Source organism: Lentzea sp. DG1S-22 (assembly GCF_036321065.1).
Lineage (GTDB): Bacteria > Actinomycetota > Actinomycetes > Mycobacteriales > Pseudonocardiaceae > Lentzea > Lentzea jiangxiensis.
Genome location: NZ_CP143276.1, coordinates 3,853,522 through 3,873,209 on the forward strand (window position 1 = coordinate 3,853,522; position 19,688 = coordinate 3,873,209).

The window sequence follows — 19,688 nt, forward strand, 5'->3', positions numbered from 1 at the left end:
CCAAACGGGTAGCTGTGATACCGAGAGTGAGGCACGCCCCGAAGCCGACCGCTTCACTTGTATGATTCGACATGGTTAGGATTTGGCAGTTTTTACATCAATTGAGAAATGTGCTCACCTTCTAGAGTCGCGAGCTTCGGAAAGCCGTACTTGGACGGTTGCTCACGTTCCACTCGATGTGTCCTATCACCGGGTAGGCCCTGTGCTCCTGGTCGAGTTGGACGGGGCGGCCCGGCGTGGTTGCACCGGCGTGGTGCGGGGAAGCGGTGCCGGGCCCGGTCGAGCAGCGGTTGGGGTGGCCGTGACGGGTTGGCGGAGAAGTGGTGGCTTCTCGAGTGGGAGGTCGTTGCGGGCTGGATGCTTCTCGAGGACAGCGATGGCGGCGTACAGCTGATAACAGGCAGCCTCACGGATGGTGTGACGCTCGGCGATTGCCAGCAGGGCCGTGACGATGCCCAGAACCGCGACCACGACCAAGGCCAGGACAACCGGGGTGACATCGCGGGCACGGGCGGCAGCACGGGTGGCGTCGCTCAACAGCCGCAGTGCCTCCTGAGCGGTGATGCCCGAGGCTGGAGACCGCTTAGCACTCGACGACGCGGTGAAGCTGGCTGTCGCGGCTATGTGAGGAAGTTGGGCGGCGCGGGTCAGCTGATCGTAGACCTCGGCCAAGAGCTGGCGCGGGTCGTGAAATCGAACCACGGCTACCAGGTCGGCGGAGCGCTCGACGAGCAGGTGCCAGGTGCGCTGGTCAAGATCCGGCGCCGAAACTGCGCCTTCTGCGGTGCCGGTGGCAGCTCCTACCGCGGCGCGCGCTTGGCCCAGTTCCCGTCGCAATGTCTGTTCACTCGTTCCGCCGATGCGGTCCTGCGGGTCAACGGGGTGGCCAGCGAGATCGCGCCACAGCACCTGCTGCCGGCTCGCGGGAAGTGGTTTGGGATCAGGCCAGCGAGCGCGCAGCCGCGGCAAGGACAGGTCGCGGCGCAGCGTCGACCCCGCGAACCACAGCGGCTCGGGTGCTGGACGCATTTGCTCGGCGACGTACTGCTCGGTGCGTAAGGCGACCTTGTAACCGGTGACCGGCCCGGTGTCGGGGTAAGCGACAACCAGCACACCACGGCGACGCAGGCCCAGTACGAAACCGATCTCGTCGACGGCCTCGGCGGCTACGGCCGTAACGAGGTCGCGCAGCCGGTCCCGCTCCGTGCGCTGCCCGTTGGCGTCCGCGCGTACAAGTTCGGCGCGCGAGGTGCGCTTGGAGCGACCCTCGCCAGCCGGGGCGGTACGCGTCCAGCCGCGCTCCTCCTCGACCTGGCGGCACCAGTCGCGCCACCGCAGGAAGTCGCGATGCAGGTTGGCCACCTGGCCATCGCCGCGCACCACGTTGACCACGACGTGGACGTGGTCGTTGCGCTTGGTTGAGAGGCCGTGGTGGACCGCGACCCACCGACAGCCGCCGTGTCCGTCGGCGTCGGCACCCAGCCCCAGAGCGGCGATGCCGGACTCGACCAGTTCGCGCCACACCTCGTCCGGCAACCGCTCCTGGGTGGAGTGCTTCCCGTACTCGTCGGTGTTCGCCTCCGGCTGGGGTCGGTAGCCGGCGATGGCAATGTCGGTGGGCGGGATGGACAGAACCACGTGGTAGACGTGCCCGTCTGGTAGGTCCACTTGGTGCCCCACCATCAGAGCGTCCAGTTGCTGGGCCAGCCGTGCGCGGCCTCGGGCGGTGGTCGCGTCCTCACCCCAGGCTCCGCCGCGTACCCATTCTGGGTCCCACGCCGCCACGACGTGCGGGTCGCGGTGCTCGTTGGAGCGGCCCTTGCCGAACAGGTAGCGCAGCAGCCCCAGGGTGTTGGAACCGCGCTTGCCGCGGCCCGCGACCTCGGCGATCACCGCCCGTCCCCTCGGCGCTGGTCCACCGCACCGAGCACCCGGTACAGCTCGTCCAAGACCCGCTGGTGGTAGGTCAGCGCCGCCTGCAACTGCTGCTGGCCGATGACGTGGTCGCTGTTGGCCTGGCGGGCGAGCTGGTTGAGCGCGCTGCCTGAGCGGGATAGCTTCACCGCAGCGGCCTCCCACTCGGCTACCCAGTGCCGCTGCTGGCGCAGCGACCAGCCGTCGGGTTCACGTAGCCCGCACTCAACCAAGTACAGCGGCACCGACAAACCAGCCACCACCGCTCGCGCTTCCAGCGCATCCCGCACCAAGCCCGAAGTGCGAATGTTGATCCGGGTCTCAGCGCCTCCGCGCACACGCCGCTGCCGGCGCACACCTTGCTTCCCCGTGCTCATCGTTTCCCCCTGAAACGACAGGCGGACTTCGAAGCCCGCTCGCTCTCAACGTCGAACGAATGGCTGGACAGCACCCAGCCTTGCCGATCCGTGACCCGCGAAGTTGGCAGTCCGTACTGCACCTTGCGGTGTCGAGTCCGGCGCCGTGTCGACCAGGTCGGCATCGACTTCGCGCACGGCGCCCGGCTGGCCCTGCTGCTGCGCCAGCCACCGCGCAGCGCTCGCCCGTCGCCGATGGCACGGAAGTGCCTTCGTAGATGGCGCGTGGGCTGCGCGGTGGCCAGTGTCGTTTGGTCAGGACGCCCCTCGGGTGTCCTGATCTCTAGCTTGCTGACCGCGGCCGGTTGCCGTGTTCAGCCTCCGAAGCGCGCACCAAGGGCTCGAAGGGAGCGGCACTCTCAACACCGCACCCTTCGCACTCTTTCACGCTCCCTTCGAGCCTGATCCGCCACACCCAACCGCCACCGAAGGCGGCTTTCTGCGAGCGAACCTTGGCCTTTGACTTCGCACGTTTTAGCGTGTCCTTGGAGAAACCGGCCTGGCCCCCGTTGGACAACACGTCGGCAACTGCGGCCTCGCCTCCGCAGTCGACGAGGTACTCGGTGAGCCACACGACGGCTTCCGCACGGTCGTCACCGTCGTCGTGTGCGGGATGTAGGAGAAGGTCGGCGACCGATGTCGCCGACTCTCCCAACCAGTGAATCTTGCCGACGGTGGCCTCGCCTCCATCGTCAGCGGAGATCGAAACAGCCTCGGTGCCGTACGCAAGCGACGGGACAGTTGGAACCGACACGATGTTAGATTTGATGACCGAGAGGACGAAGTTGTCCTCGTCCGCTCCGCACGCCAACACGTGTCGGACAACCTGTGTGTACGCGCCAGCGCCGCCGATTGCGTCGACTGGATCGACGCCTGCCGTTGCCTTCCGGAAGTGCCCAACTCCCAGAATCGCTGCGCCCGTGTGGTGCGCCAGCAGCTTCAGTTTCTCCAACTGCGGGCGCACGACGGAGTTGTCGTTGAGCTGTCCGGACAAGGACGAGTTGAGCGCATCCAGCACGAGCAAGACCGGCTGCCATGCCGCGATCGCTTCACGTGCTGCGTCCAGGTCGAGGTTGACGATCAGCGGTGTCCCGTCGACCGATTCGCCGTAGACGACATCGACCAGGTGTAGGTAGTCCGGATCTCCGCCGGCTGCGACGAAACGGGCCTTCAGAGTGGACGGTGAGTCCTCTGTGGTCGAGTAGAGGACATGGTGCGGCTCGTCTTTGAAGGCGCCGTCCAGCTGTCCCGTGGTCAGTTTGGCGGCGAGGTCGACAACAACGGTGCTCTTCCCGATCCCTGGTTTGCCGACCAACAACGACACCTCACCAACAGGCAAGTAGTCGTTCCACACGTACCGCGTCTGCACGATCTCGACCTCGCGAATCGCTCTCACTCGCAAGCGCCGGCTCGGCGGTTCATCTGTCATGGCCGGTCCCCCGAACGTGGCCATCGCGTCAGTCCGTTGCCGACAGCTTGCGAATGATCGACTCGGTGTAGGCGACGTAGCGGCTCCCGAACCTGTCCACTCGTGCAGGAAACTCTCCGCGTGCAACGAGTTCGTAGGAGTAGCTGCGACTCAGGCCGAATGCCTCTCCAGCTGTCGGCACATCGACGGTCGGCGGCCACTCTGCTTTGATTTCCGCCAAGGTCGGGCGCTTCTTGTGCTGTCGCCTAGACATCGTGCTCCCCCAGCAGCTCACGCTCGACCAGGCGAGCCAGAAGGCTGTGGTACGCGAAGATGTTGCGTCCACGAGGCAACCGATCACCTGTTTCCCAGCGGTGCACAGTGGACGCCGTGACCTCACAGTCCTGGGCGACCAGCGCCTGACTGAGACCGGCAACGACGCGTAGCTGACGCGCCCTCCCGGTCCTGATCCATTCACGAAGCTCTGCGGATCGCTCCGCCAGAGCCATTCCCCCGATAGCCATGCCATGCACGATAGACTCAAAGACATTGACTGTGCCACCATGATGGTATAGCTTGTAGTCGTCCGATCACTGACGATGAGGGAGGTCGTATCGTTCTGCCGTGCCTCGCCTGCCGAAGAACTTCGAGATCGCCTGGGTCACCATCGACGAACTGGCTCCCCGCGGCTATCTGTCCACGGGGCCCAACACCGCGATACCAAACCGCTTCCAGGCCAACTTCGGGTTGGAGAAGCCACCGGCAGCTGTGGTCCTCGAGGTGTTCGTCGGGGCTGACCTTCGTCCCGTCGCGATCTCAGTGAAGGTCCAAGCGAGCACCAAGACTCCAGTCACGACGTCGGTGATGAGGCAGATCCTCATCGACCAACTCGTGCAGCGGGCAGTGGAGGAAGCCACGGTGCCGGCCTCTACGCGAGAGGAATGGCTCGCCACGCTCCCGCCTGGCGCTGTGCAACCAACGGACCGCAACGACGCCGCACCGAGCGCAGATCAACGCGCTCGCACCCAAGCTGATGACGATGCCCGGCGCGCCGCATTGATCTACGCGGAAGCCGTGTCCAGGGGCAACAGGGCGCCTGCTGTGGCAGTCGCCAACGTCATGAACCGTTCACGCACGCAAGTCGCTCGGTACATCCGCCGAGCTCGCGAGCTGGGAATTCTTCCCCGTCTGGGCGAGACCGAGGGGGACTGATCGCCAAGGGGAAACATGGGGGATCCGATCAAGAAGATCGAGCTGAAAGACGGGACCATCAGGTATCGGTTCGTGATCGACGTCGGGCGTGATCCCGACGGCAAGCGCAAGCAGCTGACCAAGACCTACGACACTCGGAAGGAAGCCCGCGCCGAGTACGCGAAGATCAAGCACCAGACCGACGAGGGAACGTTCGTCGGGCCGGACAAGATGACCGTCGCGGAGTGGCTCGACACCTGGCTGACGTCGGCGACGATTGATGTCGAGAAAGCCACGGCGTCGAACTACGCCGACGCGCTTCTGCCGGTGCGGGAACGGCTCGGCCATCGGCGCCTTCAGCAGCTCAGCGAAGAAGACGTGGACGGCCTGGTGAGCTGGATGCTCACTTCCGGCCGCAAGCGCGGAGGAAAGGTTGGCACCGGTCTTGGCGTCCGGTCGGTCCAGCTGACTCTCGGCCGCTTCAGGGCCGCGCTGAACGTCGCGGTGCGACGGAAGTTGGTCGTGCGCAACGTCGCCCAGTACACACAGATTCCCCGCGAGGCACGCCGGAAGGCAGCAGCGGCTGCAGCTGAGCGAGTGCCCTGGAGTGAGACGGAGGTGAGACAGTTCCTCGCCGCGATCCGGGACCACAGGCTGCACGCCCCGGTCCTGCTTTCGCTGATAGGGATGCGGCCGGCCGAAGTGTGCGGGCTCCGTTGGTCAGCCGTTGATCTCGAAGCCGAGACGCTGTCTGTGGAGCTCACCAGGACGCTCGTCGATGGCGAAGTCGAGGAGAAAGGTCCGAAGTCCGAGAAGGGCAAGCGCAGGTTGCCACTGCCCAAGCCGCTACATGCCGCCTTGAAGGCCATCAAAGCCCGCCAAGCGCGCGAGGCGATGAAGGCAGGCGACGCCTACGACCGTTCAGGGTTTGTGCTCGTCGACGAGCTGGGTGCGGCATGGAAGACGGACAAGTTCAGACGGGCGATCTACAAGCTGATGGCCCAGGCGAAGGTTCGGAAGGTCCGGCCGTACGACGCCCGGCACGCCTGCCTGACCTATCTGGCCACCTCCGGCGTCCCCGACGTCATTGTCAGTGCCTGGGCTGGACACGCAGACCTGAGCTTCACCAAGCGGGTCTACATCCACCCCAACGCCGAGCACCTGAAAGAAGCCGCGAACCAACTGGATGAGTTGCTCGGCTGAGAAGCAGTACAAGCGTTCGTGAGAAATTGTGAGATGACGGCCCTAAAAACGCAGTCAGGGCCTTGTCTCACCGTAGTGATCCAAGGCCCTGAACTGGGCTTTCGCCATACTTCGACCGTCGGGACGACAGGATTTGAACCTGCGACCCCTTGACCCCCAGGCACTTTGCAGCGTTGATCGTCCAGCATGGACAGATCCGCTGACCTGCATCGCTTGTGCGCTAACGTCCGTAGACGTCCGGCTCTGTGCGTGGTGATTGTCGCTCAGCTAGTCGCTCAGTCACCCAGTCAAATTGTCCACTGTGGACATACTTCCGACCTGCACCGCAGGGCATGTGACGCGCCTGATCTGGCACCGGCTGCGCGCTTGAGCGAATCCATCCCAGACGTGTGGACGTCTCACGACCGTTGCGCCTGTAGCGCGCAGTCGATCAGCCTGGCCGCATCACCTGGGGACACCTGGGCAGTGTCGATCGATAGGTCAGCACTCAGCAGAGGCTTTGTCTCATCCCATGCCGTTAGCCGAGCCTCCACATCACCAGTATGCCTTTCAATCACCCTGCGTCGCGCGATGTCGCGAGGGCACCAGAGATAGACAGAGAGCCACTTCGCATCAGTAGCAGAAATGAGGGCGTCGACGGCCTCAATTTGCCCTAGGTGAACGACTGGGTAGTGATCTCGAAGCGCGAACATCAAAGGCTCACGGTCGATCACATAACAAGAATCGTACCTATAGTTCTCCCAGATCACATCGCCTGCCCGACGAAGCGCATCGAGGTGCTGACGGTCGGACATTCGATAGCTCTCCGTCCGACCAGAGCCAACTTTCAGCCGCTGGAAGATTTGATACCGCCGGTCGATCGAATGCAGAGCGCGAGTAACCGTGTCCTTACCTGCAGCGGGTGGACCGTAGAGAATTACTCCACGCACTATCAATCCTTCCCGATGAGGTCTGCCACAAGCTTCCTCGCCTGCTCCTGCAAGGGAATGCCAGAAGCACTATTGTCGATCACGACGTGCGACACCGGCGGCCTAAAGTCGACATCAATAGCCTCCAGATAGTTGCTCCAGTTCTCCAGCTTTGAAGCATCGCGCGCAGCGCCGCGATGACGAATGTAGGTGTTCATCGTGGATGGATCGCAGTAGACCCAGATCACCGTAACCACAGCTTTCATGTCGTCACAGCTTGCCTGGATTCGATTCAGCCAGGCAACGTCTCGAAACTCCTTGATAAACGGCGCAGTAACGATTGCACTGTTCCCACACTGCACGTTTTCCGTCATCGCATTAATAAGCGCTTCGTATTCACGTGGCCGAACATCGGAGAGATACGATTCAGACTCACGGTCATTAGGAGACAGGCCAAGCAACTCCAGTGCAGCTTCTACAACGGGTCGCGTAAGAGTGTCCTTATCGAGCATCGGCCACCCTGTTTCACGCGCTATGACACGCCCAAGCTCCGTCTTTCCACTGCCCGCATAACCGCCAATCAGCAGCACACGAGGCGCATTGGTCCGCACTTCGTGGTGACGAATCTGATCAGGGGCATGAACGAAACGACCAGCGCGAGACTTGCTAATCACAACACCTTCATCAATGAGATCCTGCATCGCCTCACTGATGGTGAAAACGCTGACGTCCCACTGCTGCGCCAACTCGCGCGTTGATGGCAAGGCCTGCCCATCACGAAGGACGCCAGCAGCTATCTGGTTGCGGATGTTGCGCGCGACCTGCTGGCGGAGCGACTCCTTGCGTGCCGCGCGTGGGCCTTCGCCTGCCATCTGACCTCCAGTCGTAGGTGATCCGAGCAGCCTACCAGGGTCATAACAGTCGACCGATCAGCGTTTCCGCAGGTAGAAGGCCACTTTCCGACCAGTTTGACCTAACAGTTGACTGGGTCACATACCAACTGTTAGCTTCTGTCCTGTCGCCAGAGCGACCTGGATCACAGGTCACACCGGCACAGCAACACAGCTCAACGGCTTGACGCGCAGGGCCGGACTTCACGTCGGACACCGCCGTCGCGGTCTTGTTCTTTGACAACTGAACAGGGTCAGCGAAACCCGCACCCCTGGCAGCACGTTCGGGCCTCACGGCCTGGCGTTAGCCCGCAATGACCCGCGCAGCGTGCTGCGTGGTGAGCGAGCGTGGGGCATTGGACGCCAATGCCGGGAGATCCACGGCCGAGGCTGACCCCTTGAGAGCACATAAGGCCCGTTCTCGTGTGCCGGTTCCTCATCGTTCCCGGTTCGGCCGGCCGATGGGGCTCCGGGACTCAACGGTCCACAACCTTCTGCGGAGACGCCTGTTTCCGCAGGTAGGCGCTTCCTTCGATCATTTGCAAACGTAAAGGATCCTCCATGTCCGAGGTCAACTACATCGCTTCCCCGCTGGCTGCTCTGCGCCTGGCCGAGGAGCAGGCCTGCGCCGGTTACCTCAAGGCCCGTAAGGCAATGGTCCGTCTCGCCACGCAGGTCGCCTCGATCGGTCAGCTGGTCAAGGAGAACCCCAAGCGCACCGACTACCGCACCGCACTGGGCCAGCTGACCGGCCGGCACTTCGACGCCGAACAGCGCACCCGGCTGGCCTGGCAGCGCTGGCAGCGTGCGCAGGTCCGGGCTGATGCGTTCTGGGCCGCGTCGAACAAGGCCGGTGCGCCGGTGCTGGCGGCTGCCTGATGAGTGAGCACAGCGACAAGGTCGTGGCTCGTGTCGAGCAGGCACAGACCGATGTGGCGGACCAGCTGCGGCGCGCTGACCAGAAAGCAGCGTCGATGCTGCCGCTGTTCGGCGGGTTCCTGGCCGGTGTGGTCGCTCTGGCAAGGGGCGATGTTCCGCCTGTGGCGCAAGCGTTTCTGTGGCTCGCGGCGGTGCCGATGATGGCCAGTGTGCTGCTGCTGTTGTCGGCGGTGCGCCCGCGCCGGGTGAAAGGCGTGGAGTTCGGGTTCGTGCGTTTCGCCGGTCTGGTGGAGCGCCCCTCGGAGCTGCTGGAGCAGTTCGAGTCCGAGGAATCGGCTACGGCACTGGCGGTGGATGTGTGCCGGGCGTCGGTGATCGTGCGGGCCAAGTACACCGACGTGCGCATAGCCATCGACCTGCTGATGGTCGGGGTGCTGCTGTTCGGTGTGGCGGTGGCCGTGACGGCGGCGTAGCGACCTGATTGTTGTTGTCTCCCTTCCTTTTCTCGTCTGTGAGAGGTGTTTGTGATGCGTTCTGAGTCGTTCGAGGTGTCCGGTCCGGTACGGGCGTCGATCAAGGTCGAGCACGGGCATGTGTTCGTCCAGCACGGCGCTGGGGTCGAGCAGGCGCGGGTGACGCTGTCGCCGATGGTCGCCGGTGATGAGGTCGCCGCCGAGTTGATCGGCCGCGCGACGGTGGAGTTGGGTGCGGGCGGGCTGGTCGTGTCGGTGCCGCCCGGCCCGGCGGGTGGTGGCGCGACCACGGTGGTGCGGTCGGGCGGTGGGCTGACCGTGACGCAGACCCTGCACAACGTCAGCATCGGCAGCAACGTCGTGGGTGTGAGCATCGTCAACGGCCGCGTCGTTTCGGCGGGGGACGTGCATGTCGGTGGTGCGGTGCCGGCCGATGGTGCGGTGCACGGTGGGGTGCGGGTCAACGTGCTGCTGCCTGCCGATTCCAGCGTGACCGTCAGGACGGTGTCGGCGGGCTTGGAGGTCGGCAGTTTCGGTGAGTGGGCACTGGACACAGTGGACTTCGACACGATGTCCGGTGCTCTGCACGTGCGTGAGGCGCAGACGGTGATCGCGCGCACGATCTGCGGTGACGTGGTGGTCGACGCCGCTATCACGGCGCGGGTGACCTCGACGTCGGGTGATGTGGCGTTGGAGGTGGGCGGACGCGCGGAGGTCTCCACGGTCTTCGGTGATGTCGCGGTTTTCACGGTTCGGAATGGCGTGGCGGTGTCGGTGGCCACGGTCTCCGGTGACATCCGCGTCAGCACGGGCTCGCCTGAGTTCGGTGTCGCGCTGTCGACCTCGACGGTGACGGGCAGGGTCCGCGGACCGCGTCCCGTCGCGGGCCGGTGAGGGCGGTGACCGCCGCGTTCGTCCGCGCGCTTCCGCAGACCGTCCGGGACTGCCCGGACGGGTGCGACCTGCCCACGGTGCAGGTCGATCCCGGTTTCGGTGAGCCGGTATGGGTGCACGCCGGCACCTACAGCTACGCCTGCCCGACGTCGGCATCTCGCATCGGTGAGGTGCGGTGATGTGGGTCGCCTGTTCGGCCTGCGACGGCACCGGCACCTGCGATGACGGGTGCTGCGACTGCACGGACTGCCGTGGATACGGCGGCGCTCAGTTCCCTGACAACGACCCTGATGAGTAATCGACCACAAAGGACTGATCATGGATCTCATCGAGAAGACGTGCAGTGTCTGCCACAAGATCAGCTGGGACAACCAGTTCGGCACCTACCACGAGCGGCACGAGGCCAAGGGCAAGTCGGTGCCGTGCGACACCAACGGCGGCACGTACGTCGACGGCGTGCGGCAGTAGCCGGGCGACTGCATTTGTGCCCTGGTCCGGCGGCTCGAACCGCCAAGCACGCACCGCCGGACCAGGTTGCACCACCTCACCCGGTCAACAAGGACCGAGCACAGGCCCGCACAGTGTCGCGCACGCGCTCACCTGGGCCAAGCCAGCCCGCCCCGCGTGACGCTTCCCCCTCGAAGGGGTTTCGTCCCCGCTCATCGCAACGCCCCCACGCACGTACCTCGAACCCGAAAGGGCTCTTTGCCATGTCGCCAGGCGGGCGGTTCGAACCGCCCTGGCCTCCACGCCCCGCCCGCCTGGCGGTGCCCACCTCACCCGCTCTCACGAGACAGGACCCCTGTGCCATGCCCTCGACCACCCCCGCCGCCACGGCGGCACACGAACCGAGGATCTGCGAACTGCTGGCGACCTGGCAGGCCAGCGCCCCGCCCATGAACGCGTCCAACGCCGAGGTGGCGGACTGGTTCGCCCTGTCGGTGCGGCTGCTCACCCCGATCACCGGCAACCCCGCGCACCCGCAGTACGCCGAGGCGTGCGAGCTGGCGCGGGAGAACTCCCACGACGCCCTGGCGCTGCGCCAGGGCGACCAGGCCGCCGCCGGATCGGCGGGTGCGCGGTGAACACCCTGCTGTTGCTGGCCCTGCTGGGCTCCGGCCTGGCGCTGCTGGTCGCGGTGCTGCTGTGGAAGCTGCTCATGCTCACCGGCGGTATCGCCGCGGTGCAGTGGGCCGTGGTGACCGGTTTCGCCGACAACCCCGTGGTGCAGGCCGCCGCCTACACGGTGCCCGCCCTGCTCGCGGCGTGCGCGTTGCTGTACCTGCCGCGCGCGGCCGGCCGATCCACCCGCACCCACTTCCGCCGCTCCACTACCTCGTTCAACCCGCGCCGCGGTGCGGGCCGTATCCGTTGGGAGGCAATGGCATGAGCACCTGGGCCGACAATCGCCGCGCCGACCGCGTGGCCGCCGCCGAGCAGGCACGCGAACACCAGCGGATGCTGTTCGAGCAGCGCCGCGCCGACAAGGCCGCCGACGCCGAGATCCGCCGCCAGGCCGCCGAGAAGGCCCGCGCCGACCGGGCGGCCACGCTCGCGAAGCTGACCGGCTGGACCCGCACGCACGCGCTGGACCTGTTGTTCCTGCCGGTGATTCTCGTTCCGGCGGTGCTGGCCTGGTCGGCGATGGCCGTCTACGGGGAGATGATCTTCGGCGCTCCCGGCTGGCTGCTGCCGCTGTTCTCCGAGGGCGCGATGTGGGTGTTCGCGTTCGCGGTGCCGATGGCCGCCCGCGCAGGCCGGCCAACCGGCTGGCTGCACACCGGCACGTGGGTCTTCGCCGCAGTTGCCGCGGCGCTGAACTTCGTGCACGGCCTCGACACTCCCGGCGGCGGCGTCGGGCACGGCATCGTCATGGCGCTGGTGTCGGTCGGCGGTGTCGTGGTGCACCAGCTGGTGCACGCCAACCCGCTGCGCGCCCGCCGCACCCGCGCCGAGCGCGCTACCCGGCGTGTGGAGCGCGACGCACACAGGCGCCTTCACCGTGTGCGCCGCGCCGCCGTCCGCCAGGCCGTAGCCGAGGTCGCCGCCGACGGCACGGCAACGCTGCTGTACCGGCCTGGCACGTTCACCCTGCGCGGCGGCTTCGGCCGACCACGGCTGACGCCCACAGCGGTACCCGGCCTTCCCGTCACCAAACTCGACAGCGCACTCAGCGACGGTCTGGCCGAGGAGATCACCGCCTACCTCACCGCCCTGCCCACCTCGGATGTGACCGCGGCCGGGAAGACGGTGCACCCCTCGGGAAGAGGGCAAACGCCGCCCGCGACGCCTGTTGTTGAGGTCCCGGCGGAGATCGCGGACAAGTTCGGCGGCTATGTCGCGCGCGTGCGCGCGGCCATCGACTCCGGCAGGCTCCCGGCCTCGCCGAGCAAGGACGCGGTGCGCAAGTTCCTGCGCATCCGCGCCACCCACGCGGCTGTCGTCTGGCAGGCCGCGACGCACGACGACGGCCCCGACGACGGCCGCCAGGAGGTGACCGCATGACCACGCCTGACAACGAGTCCGGTGCGCGGGTGTACGACTTCTCCGCGCACCACCCCACCCCGGCCGCCCTGCCGCTCAGTCACGGCGCGGTCGAGTCCGATGAGGCGGTGCAGGGGCAGGTTCTGACGCCGGAGGAGTCGGCGGAGGTGGATCGGCGACTGGCCGCCCAAGCCGCCGCCAAGGCCGCCGCCGCTGCGCTGGCCAAGACCGACGCCGACGATGACATGGTGACCGCACGCGACCGGGCGCAGGCGGTCAGGGACGTGCTGGTGCGCAACGCCGGGTATGCCTGGGAGGGCGCGAAGATCCGGCGCGCGGAGCGCCGCAACCGGCGCAAGCACCTCGACCTCGAACAGGCCATCACCACCCTGCGCGTGAACGCCAAGGGTGCGGAGGACTTCGCGGTGCTGCGCGAGTTGGAAGACTCTTTGGAGCGCCGCCGCGCAGGTGTGGCGCAGCGTGGCAAGGAACGCCGTATCGAGATCTTGAAGTGGTCCGGTGGCGTGGTCGTGCTGCTGGCGGGCGGGCACGTGGTGCTGCTCGGTATTGCCGCCGTTCAAGCCATCGTCGGCGCGGGGTCGCTGACCGACCGGTGGCACGGGATGGTCGAGTTCTGGACCACTGTGGCGGACCTGTCGCCGGTGGGCGGCTACTGGTGGGCGTGGGCCGTCACCGGTGCGGGCACCTGGGCTGTCCGGTCGATCTCAGCCGGACGCGCGGCCGGCACGTTGCCGATGTGGGCGGTGAGCGCCGAACCCATCCCCGCCGATGCGCGGGAGCTGGTCCCGGACGAGTCCGCGGTGCTCAACGCGCTACGTCACCTCGGGGGCCTGCCCCAGCTGCGGGATGCGTTCAAGAAGGGCTGGGGCACCACCATCGCCCCGACCTGGATCGACCCGCCCTACGAGGAAGGCAAGGGCTACCGGATGCGGCTGGTACTGCCCCGTGGTGTCCCGGTCGCCGACATCGTGCGCAAGAAGACCGTGCTGGCGCACAACCTGGTGCGCCAGCCGATCGAGGTGTGGCCGACCGAACCCAAGGATCAGCCCGGCGTGCTGGATCTGTGGGTGGCCAACCAGGGCGCGCTGTCCGGGCCGGTGCCGGACTGGCCGCTGCTGCACGAGGGCACGGTGGACTACTTCAAGGGCGTGCCGATCGGCGTGAACATCCGCGGTGACGTGGTCACCGCCCGGCTGTTCGAGTGCAACTACGCCCTGGCCGGTGTGATGGGCTCGGGCAAGTCCACGTTCATCCTCGACCTGGTGGCCGGAGCGATCCTCGATCCGCTGGTGGACGTGGACGTGTTCGTCATGGCCGAGAACGTCGACTACGAGCCGTTCGCACCGGCGTTGCGCACCCTGCGCACCGGCTCGGGGCCGGAGACCGTCAAGGACTGCGTGGACGCGCTCAAAGCCCTCTACGCCGAGATCGACGTGCGGGGCAAGGCGCTCAAGGAACACGGCGTCTCGCGCAACGTCACCCGCGCCCTGGCCGCCAAGGACGCGCGGCTGCGGCCCCGGCTGATGGTGATGGACGAGTGCCAGGCGCTGTTCATGGACGACGAGCACGGCGAGACCGCCGTCAAGACGGCCGTGAAGCTGATCAGCGCCGCCCGCAAGTACGCGATCACGCTCGTGTTCGCCACACCGGAGCCGTCCACGGAGTCACTGCCCCGCCGGATCATGGCCGTGACCAGCTGCAAAGCCTGCTACGCCATCGGCGACCAGCAGTCCAACGACGCCGTACTCGGCACCGGCTCCTACAAGGCCGGCATCTCCGCTGTGTCGCTGGAACCCAAGACCGCCGAGGGTCCCGGCGACGTCGGTACCGCGATGGTGCGCGGCATCATGGCCAAGCCCGGCCTGCTGCGCACGTTCTACCTGCGCAAAGACGACGAAGTGGACCAGGTCACGCCGATCGTCAACCGTGCCCTGGAGCTGCGCAGCGGCCAGCCCACCCCGGCCGTCGACGACGACCAGGAGCAGGCGGCCGAGCCGGACTTGCTCACCGACCTGCTCACCGTGATGGGCACCGACAAGCACATCCGCACGATGGTGGCGCTCTCGCGGCTGGCCGAGCTCAACCCCGGCCACTACGGCGACTGGACGTCCAAGACGCTGCGCCCACAGCTCGACGACGTCGACGTGCCCATCCGCAAAAGCGACGGCCACAGCGTCATCCGCGCCGAGGACCTCACCGAAGCAATCACCCTGCGTGAGCAACTGGCGGACGCCGAGGACGACGGATTCGCCGACGACGACGCCTGAACACACCACCGGTGACGACAGGGAAGCAGTCAGGGAAGCAGTCAGGGAAGCACCGAAAGTCAGGGATTTTCCCCTGACAGCTTCCCTGACCCTCCTTCCCTGGGCTCACCAGCGCCGATCACCTCCAGGGAAGATCCACAACACACCGCATTGACCGGCCGAAACCCGCGAAAACAGCACTCGTGCATCCCTGCCCGGTCCTTCCCTGAACCGCCCGCACATCCCACCGCGTCGCACCCGCAGCACCGCGCACGCGGCCCACCCGCACACCCCCCACACAGTCACTCACGGTGACAGAAACGAGGTTGAGATGGCACGCCAGATCATGCACGTCGTGGCGTCCCGCTCGTGGTGGAACGGCACCGTCACCACGGCCTGCGGCCAGACCATCGACAGCTCGGAGACCAGCAGCGTCTGGTTCCCGAGCCTGTCGGGCAACACCAAGTGCCCGGCCTGCATGGCCGCGCACAACGCCCGGTGAGCCGTGGCCACCCGCCCGCGTACCGGCCCATGCTCGATCGGCCGACCGATCCGCGCCGCACTGCGATTCGTCGCCACCTGCCCGACCTGCGGCACGCGCATGAGCCCGGACCAGGTCATGTGCACCGCGTGCGCGCTGTCGACCGCGGCGCACGCCTAACCAACAACAACCCTTCTTCAAAGTCGAAAACAAACCCGTAAACCCGGTCCCGCGCCAGCAGGCATGCCCTGAGCTGGGCAAACACGGGCCGGGTTTAGCGCGGCGACAAACCCGGCCCGGGAACGCCAAACCCGCAAACCCGGCCATACCCGGCACCCCTAGTGGTGCGTTCCAGCCGCCCCCGTTCACCGGCAGGCCCCACTACCCCGCGCGGGGTTAGTAGGGCCTGCCCGGTGCGCCCCCAGCGGCACGCGAGAGCACCACACCCACAACCACGGCTGAAAGGGACTCGCGATCATGAGCACGAACCGGACCGTTGCGACCGCTGCCGATGCCGCGCTGTGGCTGGCGGTGCACCGCGGCTGGCACGTCCTGCCGCTCAGTCTCGACAGCAAGCTTCCTCTGCCGGGATGCCGGAACTGCCGCGCCAAGGTCCGCGACCATGACCACACTGACTGCCCGTGCTTGGCACGCGGTGACGGGGCGCTGTGCCACGGCGTGTGGGCAGCCACCACCGATCCTGGCGTGATCGCACGCTGGGCACAGCGCTGGCACACCTCCATCTGGGCAGTGCACCTGTGGGCGTCCGGGCTGCTGGCGGTCGACCTCGACACCCGCCCCGGCCCGCCACCACGCCACCCGCTCAACGGCCTGGACTGGCCGCCCGGTGAGCCGCCGCCGGCCGATGGGCTCGACACCTACGCCACCCTGGCCGCCTTGTCGGGTGGCACGGTCGGAACGGACACGTTCACCACCGATACCCCCTCCGGTGGCCTGCACCTGATCTACAGCACCACCGGTCAGTGGAAAGGCAGTCACGGCAAGGTCCGCGACGGAGACGACACCGTCCGAACAGGACTGGGCTGGCAGATTGACATCAAGTGCTACGGCGGCTATGTCGTGCTGCCCGGCTCCACCAGTCAGGCCGGTCTGTACCGGCGCAGCTCGACCACCACCACGCCCCGCCCGCTGGACACGTGGCTTGCCGACGCCCTCACCCGGACCGGCCACGACCGCACCACTACCGTCCCGGCCGCCACCAAGCCCGCCCCGGCCGTGCCGGTGGTCGACGCGCAGACCGGCCCGGCCCGCTACGCCGCCAGCGCCCTGCACTCGGCGTGCGCCGAGCTGGCCGCGATGGAGCCCGACACCGGCCGCAACCGCAAGCTGTTCCGCTCCACCACTCGTCTCGCCGGTATGGCACTGGCCGGGTGGATCGACCGCGCCACGGTGGAGGCCGCGTTGGCCGAGGCCGCGCGGCACGCCGGGCTGCCCGCATCCGAGATCCGCTACGTGCTCACGTCCGGGTTCTCCCGGCCCCGGCCCGTACCCGACATCAGGAGTGCCGCATGAGCCGTCTCCGGCTGCTCGATCTGTTCTGCGGTGGGGGCGGTGCCTCCGCCGGGTACCACGCGGCAGGGTTCGACGTGACCGGAGTGGACATCGAACCCCAGCCGCACTACCCCTTCGAGTTCGTCCAAGCCGACGCGCTCACCGTCGACGTGTCCGGGTTCGACGTCGTGGCCGCGTCCCCGCCGTGCCAGAAGTTCTCCCGCGCCACACCGCCCGCCCGCCGCGACCTACACACCGACTTGCTCGATCCGATCCGCCTGCGGCTGCGTCAGGCCGTTGAGCAGGGCGAGATCGGGGCCTACGTCATCGAAAACGTGCCCGGTGCTCCCATGCAGGACCCCATCACCATCTGCGGTGAGACGCTGCGGCTGGGCGTGCAACGGCATCGGCTGTTCGAGTCGAACCTGCCGCTGTTCGGCACGCCGTGCCATCACGACCGCGGCGCACCGGCGGTGCCGGTCTATGGCTCGTACACGGGACGAAACCCCGTCGAGGGGCAAACGTCACCCGCACCGACCGACCGGGCGCGGGCCGCGATGGGCATCGACTGGATGCCGTGGCCCACCCTCACCCAAGCCATCCCGCCCGCCTACACGGCGTGGATCGGCGTTCAACTCATCGGCCACGCCGCCACCGTGACGCAAGCGTCCTGGAGGAAAGCGTCACGCCCCGAGGTGACGCAACCGCCTCGAAGGGTTTCCGTCACCGACCGCCGGTGCCGATGCGGAGCCGCGCTCTATCGGCCGGCCACCGGCCGATGGCCCCGGCACTGCTCGCACGCCTGCCGACAAGCCGCGTACCGAGAACGCACCAAGGGAACCGCCGCATGACCACCCCAGCAGCACCCGCCATTCGCAGTGCCGAAAGGAGGACCCGAGCATGAGCATCACCGCCGACACCAACCCCGACAGCGACACCGACAGCGGCGACCAGGCCGTGCCCACCGACCGCCCGGCAATTCAGATCGGCGGAGAGGCCGAGACGATCCGGGTTCTCACCGCCGCACTCGGGCAGGGCGCGCTGCCCGACGTCTACGTCTGCGGCGGGCAGCTGGTGCACCTCTCGCGCGTCTCCGGCAAGGCCGCCAGCGCCGCCGAGCACGCCCACCAGGTCGACGCCGGGGCGCTACCCGTGCAGGCCGACCCGATCACCGCCCCGTCACTGACGTGGCTGCTCGCACACCACACGTTCGTCTACCGGCGCAAGAAGAACAAGGACACCGAGCAGTGGGAGGAGGTGGAAGCCAGCCCCACCAAAGCCGCGCTGTCCGCGGTGCTGTCGTCGCGGTACTGGCCCGACGTCCGCCCGCTGGTCGGTGTAGTCACCTCACCGGTGCTGCGCCCGGACGGAACCCTGTTGCAGACCGCCGGATACGACACCGCCACCGGCCTGTACTACGCGCCCACCGTGGCCATGCCGCCCATCCCGGCACAGCCATCGCAAGCCGAGGTCAGCGACGCGCTCGAGTTCGTGACGAACACGCTGCTGCGTGACTTCCCGTTCGTCGCCCCGGCCGACAAGGCCAACCACATCGGCCTGCTCATCGCGCCCATCCTGCGGCCCTACCTCGGATGCCTGACCCCGTTCGGACTGATCTCCGCCACCACGCAATCGAGCGGCAAGACGCTGCTGGCGGAGATCCCCGGCTACATCTACGGACTCAAGCACCTGGTGTGGCGGCGCAACGACGAGGACGAGTTGCAGAAGTCCATCACCAGCGCCCTGCACAGCACCGCCGCGGTGATGCTGTGGGACAACCTCGCCGAGGGAACCGAGGTCTCCTCCGCGGTACTGGCAAAGCTGCTCACCGGCCCGAAGTGGGACGACCGCAACCTCGGCTCCAACAGCGCCGGGTTCGAGGCCACCAATGACCGGCTGTGGCTGGCCACCGGCAACAACATCCGCCTGGGCGGGGACATGGCCACCCGCACCGCCCTGGTGCGCCTGGACCCCAACGACCCGCATCCCGACCAGCGCGACCAAACCGGGTTCGGCATCCCGCACCTGGACCAGTGGCTCAAAAGGCCGGCCAACCGCGTCACCGTGCTGCGGCACCTGCTCATCCTGGTCATGGACTGGATCAACGCCGGAGCACCCCGCAGCGGACACACCATGCGCCAGTTCACCACCTGGGCAGGCGCGGCCGGCGGATTCCTCGCCCACCACGGCATCGACGGCTTCCTCGACAACCTCGACGAGATGCGCGAGGCCGACGACGAGAACACCACCTGGACCGCCTTCCTCGCCCGCTGGCACGAACTGCACGGCGACACCCCACTCAGGGCACGGGTGCTGTGCCACAGCGCCGAACCGCACATGGTGGGCGACCAGCTGGTGGACCGCTGGGACGGCACGTTCCTCACCGACGACCGCGACCGCATCCCCTCCTCCAAGAGCCTGGGCAAGTTGCTGACCGGCCACATCGGACGCTGGCACGGCCCACACGTCTTGCGCAGCAAGCACGACAAGAGCGCCAACTCACTCGTGTTCTGGGTCGAGACCAACCCCGAACCCGACCAGGCCGACCACGACCAGACACCCGCCGACGACGACCAGGGCACGCTGATCTAGCCGCGGCTAGCAGGGCCATCCCAGCCTCACCGGGACCGGGTTTAGACCCGCCACCGGGTTTGCACCGGGTTTGGGCCGGGTTTAGCCCTGCGCTAAACCCGGCCCACATCACCGCAGGTCACAGCCCTGCCGCACCCAAGAACCGGGTTTCCGGGTTTCCAACGCCGATCCCCGCA

The 19,688-nt window shown here is 67.0% G+C and carries 21 protein-coding genes; 15 read left to right on the forward strand and 6 right to left on the reverse strand.

All coding sequences use genetic code 11. The features are described from left to right. Positions 1 to 186 precede the first annotated feature (186 nt). The 5 genes from V1227_RS17015 to V1227_RS40685 form a co-directional block, all read right to left on the reverse strand. Positions 187 to 1,893: a relaxase/mobilization nuclease domain-containing protein gene (locus V1227_RS17015; protein WP_329793559.1), complete on the reverse strand. Its 1,707-nt coding sequence runs from the start codon at positions 1,891 to 1,893 to the stop codon at positions 187 to 189. Next, positions 1,890 to 2,291, reverse strand: a complete 402-nt coding sequence (locus tag V1227_RS17020; RefSeq protein WP_329793560.1) for a hypothetical protein — start codon at positions 2,289 to 2,291, stop codon at positions 1,890 to 1,892. Before V1227_RS17020 ends, V1227_RS17015 begins: the two co-directional genes overlap by 4 nt. 322 nt (positions 2,292 to 2,613) lie before the next feature. Then, positions 2,614 to 3,759, reverse strand: a complete 1,146-nt coding sequence (locus V1227_RS17025) for an AAA family ATPase (RefSeq protein ID WP_329793561.1) — start codon at positions 3,757 to 3,759, stop codon at positions 2,614 to 2,616. Between the two features lie 28 nt (positions 3,760 to 3,787). Continuing rightward, entirely contained in the window at positions 3,788 to 4,012 is a 225-nt protein-coding gene (locus V1227_RS40680; RefSeq protein WP_442916501.1) for a helix-turn-helix transcriptional regulator, read from the reverse strand. After that, positions 4,005 to 4,262 carry a helix-turn-helix domain-containing protein gene (locus tag V1227_RS40685; RefSeq protein WP_442916502.1) on the reverse strand — a complete coding sequence of 86 codons (258 nt, stop codon included), beginning with the start codon at positions 4,260 to 4,262 and terminating at the stop codon, positions 4,005 to 4,007. Before V1227_RS40685 ends, V1227_RS40680 begins: the two co-directional genes overlap by 8 nt. Before the next feature lie 100 nt (positions 4,263 to 4,362). Between V1227_RS40685 and V1227_RS17035 the strand changes: the two genes are divergently transcribed. Then, positions 4,363 to 4,950, forward strand: coding sequence for a hypothetical protein (locus V1227_RS17035; protein ID WP_329793563.1), 588 nt, complete (start codon positions 4,363 to 4,365; stop codon positions 4,948 to 4,950). Between the two features lie 15 nt (positions 4,951 to 4,965). Continuing rightward, positions 4,966 to 6,132, forward strand: a complete 1,167-nt coding sequence (locus V1227_RS17040; protein ID WP_329793564.1) for a tyrosine-type recombinase/integrase — start codon at positions 4,966 to 4,968, stop codon at positions 6,130 to 6,132. A 931-nt stretch (positions 6,133 to 7,063) separates the two neighbouring features. Here the strand turns inward: V1227_RS17040 and V1227_RS17045 are convergent. Next, positions 7,064 to 7,912 carry a GntR family transcriptional regulator gene (locus V1227_RS17045; RefSeq protein WP_329793565.1) on the reverse strand — a complete coding sequence of 283 codons (849 nt, stop codon included), beginning with the start codon at positions 7,910 to 7,912 and terminating at the stop codon, positions 7,064 to 7,066. A gap of 579 nt (positions 7,913 to 8,491) precedes the next feature. Between V1227_RS17045 and V1227_RS17050 the strand changes: the two genes are divergently transcribed. The 13 genes from V1227_RS17050 (at position 8,492) to V1227_RS17110 (ending at position 19,512) form a co-directional block, all read left to right on the forward strand. Next, on the forward strand, positions 8,492 to 8,809 hold the full coding sequence (locus tag V1227_RS17050) for a hypothetical protein (protein WP_329793566.1): 318 nt from the start codon (positions 8,492 to 8,494) through the stop codon (positions 8,807 to 8,809). Next, positions 8,809 to 9,282: a Pycsar system effector family protein gene (locus tag V1227_RS17055; protein ID WP_329793568.1), complete on the forward strand. Its 474-nt coding sequence runs from the start codon at positions 8,809 to 8,811 to the stop codon at positions 9,280 to 9,282. The genes V1227_RS17050 and V1227_RS17055 overlap by 1 nt, the downstream gene beginning before the upstream one ends. A gap of 54 nt (positions 9,283 to 9,336) precedes the next feature. Next, the gene (locus V1227_RS17060) at positions 9,337 to 10,176 is read left to right on the forward strand and encodes a DUF4097 family beta strand repeat-containing protein (RefSeq protein ID WP_329793569.1); all 840 of its coding nucleotides are present in this window, start codon (positions 9,337 to 9,339) and stop codon (positions 10,174 to 10,176) included. 5 nt (positions 10,177 to 10,181) lie between these two features. Then, on the forward strand, positions 10,182 to 10,355 hold the full coding sequence (locus V1227_RS17065; protein ID WP_329793570.1) for a hypothetical protein: 174 nt from the start codon (positions 10,182 to 10,184) through the stop codon (positions 10,353 to 10,355). Positions 10,356 to 10,494: 139 nt separating this feature from the next. Continuing rightward, positions 10,495 to 10,644: a hypothetical protein gene (locus V1227_RS17070; protein ID WP_329793571.1), complete on the forward strand. Its 150-nt coding sequence runs from the start codon at positions 10,495 to 10,497 to the stop codon at positions 10,642 to 10,644. Positions 10,645 to 10,985: 341 nt separating this feature from the next. Further along, entirely contained in the window at positions 10,986 to 11,261 is a 276-nt protein-coding gene (locus V1227_RS17075) for a hypothetical protein (protein ID WP_329793572.1), read from the forward strand. Continuing rightward, entirely contained in the window at positions 11,258 to 11,566 is a 309-nt protein-coding gene (locus tag V1227_RS17080; protein ID WP_329793573.1) for a hypothetical protein, read from the forward strand. Before V1227_RS17075 ends, V1227_RS17080 begins: the two co-directional genes overlap by 4 nt. Further along, positions 11,563 to 12,681, forward strand: coding sequence for a DUF2637 domain-containing protein (locus V1227_RS17085; RefSeq protein WP_329793574.1), 1,119 nt, complete (start codon positions 11,563 to 11,565; stop codon positions 12,679 to 12,681). The genes V1227_RS17080 and V1227_RS17085 overlap by 4 nt, the downstream gene beginning before the upstream one ends. Continuing rightward, complete coding sequence (locus V1227_RS17090) at positions 12,678 to 14,948, forward strand: hypothetical protein (protein WP_329793575.1); 2,271 nt, start codon at positions 12,678 to 12,680, stop codon at positions 14,946 to 14,948. Before V1227_RS17085 ends, V1227_RS17090 begins: the two co-directional genes overlap by 4 nt. 310 nt (positions 14,949 to 15,258) lie before the next feature. Further along, positions 15,259 to 15,429, forward strand: a complete 171-nt coding sequence (locus tag V1227_RS17095; RefSeq protein WP_329793576.1) for a hypothetical protein — start codon at positions 15,259 to 15,261, stop codon at positions 15,427 to 15,429. A gap of 456 nt (positions 15,430 to 15,885) precedes the next feature. Beyond that, positions 15,886 to 16,941 (forward strand): bifunctional DNA primase/polymerase, encoded by a 1,056-nt coding sequence (locus V1227_RS17100; RefSeq protein WP_329793577.1) that lies wholly within the window; start codon positions 15,886 to 15,888, stop codon positions 16,939 to 16,941. Between the two features lie 83 nt (positions 16,942 to 17,024). Next, complete coding sequence (locus V1227_RS17105) at positions 17,025 to 17,771, forward strand: hypothetical protein (RefSeq protein WP_329793578.1); 747 nt, start codon at positions 17,025 to 17,027, stop codon at positions 17,769 to 17,771. A 49-nt stretch (positions 17,772 to 17,820) separates the two neighbouring features. Next, the gene (locus V1227_RS17110; protein ID WP_329793579.1) at positions 17,821 to 19,512 is read left to right on the forward strand and encodes a hypothetical protein; all 1,692 of its coding nucleotides are present in this window, start codon (positions 17,821 to 17,823) and stop codon (positions 19,510 to 19,512) included. Positions 19,513 to 19,688 lie beyond the last annotated feature (176 nt).